Origin of the sequence: uncultured Cetobacterium sp. (assembly GCF_947038635.1) — a bacterium.
Lineage (GTDB): Bacteria > Fusobacteriota > Fusobacteriia > Fusobacteriales > Fusobacteriaceae > Cetobacterium_A.
Window position 1 is genome coordinate 1 of sequence record NZ_CAMQXC010000128.1, and the last position, 6,009, is coordinate 6,009.

Sequence of the window (6,009 nt, forward strand, 5' to 3'; positions counted from 1 at the left end):
GAATAAAAGGTGCTGCTATAGCCACTGGACTTGGACAGATTTTAACTGTTTTAATTATACTGTTACACTTTTTATTTAAAAAAGGTCACCTGTCTTTTGGTAAAACTAACCTTCACAAAGAAAATATCTTAAGGTTTATTACCCTTGGTTTTCCATCTTTTTTTATGGAAATAACTTTTTCAATAATGGTATTTTGTATGAATATAGCTATTTCAAAGGTGGGAAGCGAAAGCCAATTAGCTTCATTTGGAATAATAAACTACTTAACTACAATAGTTTATATGCTTCTACTTGGTTTATCTTTTGGAATTCAACCGCTATTTAGTTTCAATTATGGAGCTAAAAACTATGAAAATGTTTTTAAATTTTATAAATTTACAGTTATATCATCAATAATTATTAACTTTGTTTATTTTACAATATCATATTTCTTCGGTTATGATATTATTGGTTTATTTACCAAAGATGGAAGTATTTTAAATGAGACTTATATTGGTCTTACTTTATTTAATCTTTCGTTTTTTGTAATAGGAATAAACGTTATCCAATCGGGATATTATCAAGCTATAAACAATCCTAAAAATTCAAATATTATATCTTTTTTAAGATCAATTATATTTTTTCCAATAACAATCTTTATAGGAAGTCATTTTTGGGGATTAACTGGAGTTTGGTTAAGTCCTTTATTTTCTGAAATTTTCTGCTTTATAACTTGGAATGTTTTATTTAATAAAAACTTTGGAGCTGTATTATCAAATTACTTTATAAAATCTACTCCTAAGAACGAGTAAAATTTTAAGAGAGCCTTTATGGCTCTCTATTTTATTTTCTTATAATATTAAAAACTTTAAAGTTGAACTTTTAAACTAAGTCCTAATATTTTTTCACTTCTTGTAGAACCTATATCTGAATTAAATAGGTTAGTAGATTTACTCTTATAATCAATCACGCCCACACCAAATCCTAATAAAATATTCTCTTTTATAGAATACTCTCCTCCAACTCCTACTTGATGAGAACTCAATTCTGTAAATGTATAGACATCATCATTATTATGGCCTCTATCTGAATACATATACCCTAGACTTATATTTAATTTTGGTGTAACTTGTCTTTTTAATGAAATTGCATATTCATAGGAATTACTATAATCATTTTCCTCTAAAATGATGTTGTATCCTAAATTCAATTGATCTCTTTCTGTTATTTTATATGAAGTTCCTAATGAAATTAATCCTGCTAATTCTCCACCGTAATCTTGCTTTGTTTTATGAAGATATTTTCCACTAAAATTTAACTTTTCAGTTGGTTGATAGAAAATTCCTGTTTCAAATGTAATTGATTTTGACTCTTCAGTATTTTTTATATGTTGATTTCCTATATCACCTTTAAACTCTACTTTAGAATAATTTCCTTTACCTCCTATAGAGATACTTAACTTTTCATTAACTAAGTAACTTGTTCCAAAATTTATTCCTCCATGTGCTATAGTAGCTTTTGTATTTTCTAAAAAAGGAATATTATTATCAATTTTTAATTTACCACCTTGTCCACTCATTCCAAATCCTAAATAATAACTTTGTCTATTATTTTTTATAACATAAGAAAAACTTGGAATAATTTGTGAACTAGTCGTTCTCAGATATATGTTATCTAATCTCATTTTGTAATCTATATCTACACCATAAGCCCCTAAATATAAATACTCTCCATTATCTAAAAAACTTATAGCTGCTGGATTATAAAAAACACTTTCTGCAGAAATCGATGTTTGCATAGCTGGATTTCCTATAGATCCTACGCTTACATTTGTTAGAAGTTCAACTCCACCTACAGCATAAATATTCTTACTCAACAAAACACCACATAAAATTATTATATTTTTTATATTTTTCACAATAAGCACCTATTTTACATTTGGTTCAACTATATTAAACCAAAACTCAAAATTATCTAATGTATTCATAAATCCATTTATAGTCTTTGGATTCGTTATTTTTATATCTCCATTCTTTACTTCAGCTTCAAATGTACTTTCTCCCATTAAAATTTTATTTAATGTTTCTCTTTTTAAATCAATTTCACCATTAGCATTCTTTTGAAGAGCATCATAAGAATTAAGAACACTATTTTTTAAAACTAAAGAGTAGTTCTCATTTACATCACTAAATTTAATATTTATTTTTAAATCTAAACCTTTTGCTTTCTCTGGATTTATTCTAACTGCTAAATAATCAAAGAAATTTAACATTGGAAGGCTACTTATCATATCTTTAGATAATGGATTTGGTGTTGGCAGTTTAACTACCCCATTTCTAAGCTCTTGAGCTCCTGTTAAAAAATATGCTCTCCATGGCCCAGATTCTGATTGATATCCTAACTGTTCCATTGCATCAGCTGATAACTCTCTAGCTTCTTTATTGCTTGGATTTGCAAAAATAACATGGTTTAAAACTTCTACAGTCCATCTGTAATCTCCTTTATTAAAAGAATCTTTAGCTTTTTTTATAATTTCTTCCTCCCCTCCCATAAAGGCTACATAATTTTTTCCAGCTTCTATTGGTGGAAGTTTATAAAGATTAGCTGGATTTCCATCCCACCAAGCACCAAAATACATATCATAAATAGCTTTTGCATTGTGGTTTACTGTTCCGTAGTAATCTCTATTATAAAACTCTGTTCTTAATGTCTCTGGTAATTTAATCTCCTCTGCTATTTGAACTGGATTTTTACCTTGATTTGCAAGTCTTAAAGTTTGATCATGAATATATTTATACAAATCTCTATGTTTTTCAAGCATTTGATTTATACTATCATTCCCCCATTTTGGCCAAAAATGTGGTGCGAAAAATATTTCTGATTTATCTCCATATAGTTGGATAGCTTGATCTATTGCCTTTGACCATTTTAATGCATCTCTTGTTTTTGCCCCTCTTAAAGTTGAAATATTATGCATAGTTCTATTTATAACCTCAGCTCCACAAAATGCTTTGTATTTTGGGATATAGAACATAAACTCTGAAGGTGCCTCAGTTCCATTAGCCATTAAGAAATCAAACTCAACTCCATCTATTTTTAATTTTTCTCCTGTTTTTGTTACTTCTTTATTTGGCTCTAATAAAGTGTTCGTTCCAACTGATACTCCTTTTCCTAAACCAGCATCAACAGTTCCCTTCTCATCATTAGGCAATATACTTCCGTACATATAAGAAGCTCTTCTTCCCATTGTGTTTCCTACAATTAAATTTTCAGATACCGATTCATCATAAAAATTTTCTGGAGCAACAAACATAACTTTTCCACTTTTAATGTCCTCTTCACTAACTACTCCTTTTATTCCACCAAAGTGGTCAAGATGAGAGTGAGTCGCTATAACACCAGTTATTGGTAAATCTTCAACATTTTTTTTAAGTAAATCATAAGCTGCTTTAGAGATTTCAACTGATGTACACATATCCACTACAATCCACCCTTTATCTCCTCTTATAAATGTAATATTTCCTAAATCGAATCCCCTAACTTGGTAAATACCATCTGTCACTTTAAATAATCCATTTATTTTATTTAGCTGAGCATTTCTCCAAAGGGACGGATTAACAGTATCTGGAGATTTTTTTTTCTCTTCTAATCCTAAAAAATCAAATTTTTCAAAATCCCATACAACACTCCCTTTATCATCTAAAATTTTATTTTCAGGCCAAGTTGCAATAAATCCTTTGTTCGCTTCAATAAAATCTTGCTGATTTGAAAAATCCAATTGTTTTTTTACCTCTTCATTTTTTTCAATTGTAAATTTTGTTGCTTCTTTTCTCTTTGAATAATCTAATTTTGTATTTGCCATACTCATTGTATATAACCCTATAAATAAGCAAATTAAAAGCTTTTTTTCTTTCATATGTCTCTAATCTCCTTTTGTAATTTTATTCTTCGTAATTATAACTAAAAAAAAATTAGAAAAAAACTTTGAAAGCTTCACATGTGAAGTTTTCACCGGTTGCATTCTATGGTATAATTAGAAAATATAATAAATATTGAGGAGCTATATAAAAATAATGAAAAAAAGAAGAATGATAGCCTTAATCTCATCAATAATAAAAGAAATTGATTATGCATCTACAATTACTTTAAATAGTTTAAATCTAACGAAAATGGAAAGTGTGTATTTAATAACTATTTATAATTTTCCAGGCATATCTCAATATGATATTGCTAAAATGAATAACTGTGATAAAAGTTTAGTTGTAAAGCACGTCAGCAATTTAGAAATTAAAGGATTCATAACAAAAAAAGATATTAGCCTTAGAAAAAAAGGAGTTTTTTTAACGCCATGCGGAGAAAAAGCGGTAGATTTTATTAATCTTTCTGTTGAAAATTTTGAGGATGAAGTTTTTTCAGAAATAGGAGCAGAAAAAGTAGAAGTTTTTCTCAATGTTTTAGAAAAATTAAAAAGTAAACTTGAAGTCCACAATAAGAGAAATCATTTTTCTTATAATTTCAACAAAGAAAAATAATAAAGCTACAAATCATAAATTGATTGGATTTTTTTTTGAATTGTGTTACCATCAATCTATAAGATTGAAAATAAGGAGAGATAATATGGCAAAAGGTTATGATCAACATATGGAAAGAAAAAATAAAGTTACTAGTTTTGGAAGAGAACTAACAAGAAGAGCTAAATCAAAGTGTGAGCTTTGTGAAGCAACTGGTGTAAGTTTAAGTGTCTTTGAAGTTCCACCTGTAAAGGAAGAACCAGAAATAGAAAGATGTATTTTTATCTGTGACGAATGTAGAGCTAAATTAGATAGAATAAAAAAAGCAAAAGAAAATGATTTTAGATTTCTAACTAACTCTATTTGGAGTGAAGTTGATATGGTAAGAGCTCTATCTATTAGATTGCTACAAGAGATGGCAACAAAATATTCATGGGCAGAGTTAGTTTCAGAAGACCTTTATATTGATGAAGCAACTGAAGAACTTATTAAAACTATCGAGTTCGAATAAATGCCTTTTAAATATTAAAAGAGGATTTCATTAGCAATCCTCTTTTTTATAATTTTTATTAACTTTAAAAAGTTTTTTTATCATTGATAATTTCTTGTAGCTTATCTATAAATCTACATAGATGAAACCCATCACACACTGCATGATGAACTTGAATAGCTAAAGGTATTAAATACTTATTATCCTCTAAATAAAATTTTCCAAAAGTAAATATTGGAAGATAATAATCATATCCATTTTTTAAATTCAAATTAAATCCATCAAATGTATTCCAAGGAATCATGGAAACTGGAAAACTATTTTCAGGAAGATTTTCTTTTCCAATCATCTTTGGGCTATCTCCATATTTAAATGTATCACTAGTATATGATTCATAAAATTCAGCATAAGAATCTATAGAATCACTCCAAAGATTAGTAAATAACTCACTTCCTTTTTTTAAATAAGTATAACAAGGATACAAAGTTTCATAAATTCCTAAAACTCCATTAAAATTTTTATTTATTTTAAACTCTTCAAACTGATTAACAGTTTTAGTTAAAGCAAAAATTAAAGCTGGATAAATTTTTAAATCTAATTCCTTTATATTCGTTATATCTATTTTCGTCGTTAAACTCACTGTACAAGGAATATTTTTTGAAAAATGTTCATAGTACTCTTTTCTTTTCCAATTTTCAATATCAATCTCTTTAAAATACATGTAGACTCTCCCTCAAACTATTAATTCTTTATAATATTATACAATACCTTTTCAAAATTACTAGAATTTATAGTTAAATCTTAAGCTATAATTTACTTCATCCTCATGTCTGTTTTCATTATTTTCAAACTCCACTTGTACTGTAACTCCCATATGGTTTACCTTTTCTAAAGCTAATCCTAAACTTGCTTTAATAACTCCTTTTTCTTTTGCTGGACATGGTAAATCATAATAATTCATATTGCTATCTCTTAATTTTGCTTCGTTTGCTGAATACACATCTCCAAATTCATATGAATATTCTATTG

The 6,009-nt window shown here is 27.7% G+C and carries 7 protein-coding genes; 3 read left to right on the forward strand and 4 right to left on the reverse strand.

Annotated elements, in window-relative coordinates; all coding sequences use genetic code 11:
• Window positions 1-791, forward strand: a 791-nt coding sequence (locus Q0V08_RS10055) for an MATE family efflux transporter (protein ID WP_297434420.1), incomplete at its 5' end; no start/stop codon positions are given.
• 56 nt (window positions 792-847) lie between these two features.
• On the opposite strand, the gene Q0V08_RS10060 is transcribed toward Q0V08_RS10055, so the two are convergent.
• Together Q0V08_RS10060 and Q0V08_RS10065 are read right to left on the reverse strand one after the other, a co-directional pair.
• On the reverse strand, window positions 848-1,897 hold the full coding sequence (locus Q0V08_RS10060) for an outer membrane protein transport protein (protein WP_297434422.1): 1,050 nt from the start codon (window positions 1,895-1,897) through the stop codon (window positions 848-850).
• Between the two features lie 9 nt (window positions 1,898-1,906).
• Complete coding sequence (locus Q0V08_RS10065; RefSeq protein WP_297434424.1) at window positions 1,907-3,895, reverse strand: alkyl sulfatase dimerization domain-containing protein; 1,989 nt, start codon at window positions 3,893-3,895, stop codon at window positions 1,907-1,909.
• Between the two features lie 157 nt (window positions 3,896-4,052).
• Between Q0V08_RS10065 and Q0V08_RS10070 the strand changes: the two genes are divergently transcribed.
• Together Q0V08_RS10070 and Q0V08_RS10075 are read left to right on the forward strand one after the other, a co-directional pair.
• Window positions 4,053-4,511 (forward strand): MarR family winged helix-turn-helix transcriptional regulator, encoded by a 459-nt coding sequence (locus Q0V08_RS10070; RefSeq protein ID WP_297434426.1) that lies wholly within the window; start codon window positions 4,053-4,055, stop codon window positions 4,509-4,511.
• 85 nt (window positions 4,512-4,596) lie between these two features.
• On the forward strand, window positions 4,597-5,001 hold the full coding sequence (locus tag Q0V08_RS10075; RefSeq protein ID WP_297434428.1) for a PhnA protein: 405 nt from the start codon (window positions 4,597-4,599) through the stop codon (window positions 4,999-5,001).
• Window positions 5,002-5,065: 64 nt separating this feature from the next.
• On the opposite strand, the gene catA is transcribed toward Q0V08_RS10075, so the two are convergent.
• Together catA and Q0V08_RS10085 are read right to left on the reverse strand one after the other, a co-directional pair.
• Window positions 5,066-5,701 carry a type A chloramphenicol O-acetyltransferase gene (gene catA / locus Q0V08_RS10080; protein WP_297434430.1) on the reverse strand — a complete coding sequence of 212 codons (636 nt, stop codon included), beginning with the start codon at window positions 5,699-5,701 and terminating at the stop codon, window positions 5,066-5,068.
• Window positions 5,702-5,761: 60 nt separating this feature from the next.
• A partial coding sequence (locus Q0V08_RS10085; protein ID WP_297434432.1) for a hypothetical protein occupies window positions 5,762-6,009 on the reverse strand: 248 nt, incomplete at its 5' end.

Excerpts from the sequence above, each read along its gene's own strand:
- Q0V08_RS10065 (WP_297434424.1), bottom strand. The coding sequence starts at position 3,895 with ATGAAAGAAAAAAAGCTTTTAATTTGCTTATTTATAGGGTTATATACA.
- Q0V08_RS10070 (WP_297434426.1), top strand. The coding sequence starts at position 4,053 with ATGAAAAAAAGAAGAATGATAGCCTTAATCTCATCAATAATAAAAGAA.
- Q0V08_RS10075 (WP_297434428.1), top strand. The coding sequence starts at position 4,597 with ATGGCAAAAGGTTATGATCAACATATGGAAAGAAAAAATAAAGTTACT.
- catA (WP_297434430.1), bottom strand. The coding sequence starts at position 5,701 with ATGTATTTTAAAGAGATTGATATTGAAAATTGGAAAAGAAAAGAGTAC.